The sequence below is a fragment of the Methylomonas defluvii genome (assembly GCF_033949435.1).
In the GTDB taxonomy this organism is placed as follows: Bacteria; Pseudomonadota; Gammaproteobacteria; order Methylococcales; family Methylomonadaceae; genus Methylomonas; species Methylomonas defluvii.
Genome location: NZ_JAXARY010000056.1, coordinates 1 through 1620 on the forward strand (window position 1 = coordinate 1; position 1620 = coordinate 1620).

Genomic DNA, 1620 nt, shown 5'->3' on the forward strand with positions numbered 1-1620 from the left:
CTAGGAGCCTGTCGGACTTTAGCGCAGTAGATCTAACCGCGACATCGGTTTGGTAAAATAAGGAGGGTCAAAAGATCAGATATACGGAGCCTGTGATGAGTCGATTCATTCCCGTCAACCGCCATCAACTTTACTTGCTACCGCCTTCGGTGGACGAATGGCTGCCGGAGGCTCATCTGGCCCGTTTTGTTGTCGAAGTCATCGAGCAACTGGATCTGAGCCAATTCACCAGCCGTTACCAGGGACGCGGCAGTGCGGCCTATCATCCCTCGGTGTTGCTGGCGCTCCTGGTGTACGGTTACGCCACCGGCGTGTTTTCCAGCCGTAAGATCGAACGAGCGACCTACGATTCGGTGGCGTTCCGTTTCCTGTCCGCGGATACGCATCCCGACCACGATACGCTGGCCCATTTCCGCAAAACCTTCCTGATCGAGCTGGAAGATCTGTTCGTCCAGGTCCTCAGCCTGTCCCAAGCGATGAAGTTGGTGAAACTGGGGCAAATTGCGCTGGACGGTACGAAAGTGAAGGCGAACGCCTCCAGGCATAAAGCCTTGTCCCACGGTCACATCGAAAAGCTGGAAGCGCAGCTGCGGGACGAGGTCCAGGTCTTATTACAAAAGGCCGCCGAAACCGATGCGGCGGACGACCGCGACGATCTGGACTTGCCGGCCGAACTGGCGCGGCGTGAAGACCGATTGAAAGCCCTGCGCGATGCCAAAACCCAGATCGCCGAGCGGGTCAAGCCGCACGATGAGCAGGCACAAAAGGAGTATGAGGCGAAGATTGCCCGCCGGGAAACCGGGCGGCAGGCCGGCAAAAAGCCCAGAGGGCCGGAGCCCAAGGCCCCGGAAATAGGCCCCAAGCCTGACGACCAAATCAACCTGACCGACGAAGAATCTCGCATCATGCCCAGTCATGAAGGCTTCGTGCAAGGCTATAACAGCCAAGCCGCCGTCGACGCCGACACGATGCTGATCGTCGCCACCCGCGTCACGCAACAGACCAACGATAAGCAACAAGTCGAACCGATGTTGGCCGAGCTGAAAAAACTCCCCGAGACGTTGGGCCAAGTCGATGCCCTGCTGGCCGACACGGGCTACTTCAGCGCCGCCAACGTTCAGGCTTGCGAACGAAGCGGCATCAAACCTTTGATCGCCATGGGCCGCGACAGCCACCATGTGCCCCTGGCTGAATATCTGGCGGCCGACGCGCCGAAACCCAACACCGGCGACCCGGTGGAAAACATGGCCTGGTACCTGAAAACCCGTGAAGGCAAGGCCCGCTATGCCAAGCGCAAATGCACGGTGGAACCCGTATTCGGGATCATCAAGCAGGTACTGGGCTTTCGCCAGTTCTCGCTACGCGGACTGGACGCGGTAACCGGGGAATGGAAGCTGGTGGCGATGGCGTTTAACCTGAAACGGATGTATGCGCTGGCCGGGGCATAAGCCCCGCCGAACTCAATGATAGGGTTGCATGCCGTCGAATAACCCAAGGGGAGCGCGTCTACATCAATTCTCAAGACCGGCTGAGTAACTTTACGACAGCTTGAGGGCTTCGATCATTTGGCTGACGCCAAATTTTCGGCTTAAAAAAACTTAAGTCCGACGGGCTCCTAGG

1 protein-coding gene is annotated in these 1620 nt (G+C 58.1%); it reads left to right on the plus strand.

The window, feature by feature from the left end; genetic code table 11:
- Positions 1–95 precede the first annotated feature (95 nt).
- Positions 96–1448, plus strand: coding sequence for an IS1182 family transposase (locus tag QLH52_RS24485; RefSeq protein ID WP_319963279.1), 1353 nt, complete (start codon positions 96–98; stop codon positions 1446–1448).
- The last annotated feature ends 172 nt before the right edge of the window (positions 1449–1620 follow it).

Bases quoted from the DNA above. Each gene is read 5' to 3' on its own strand.
- QLH52_RS24485 (WP_319963279.1), top strand. From the start codon at position 96: ATGAGTCGATTCATTCCCGTCAACCGCCATCAACTTTACTTGCTACCG.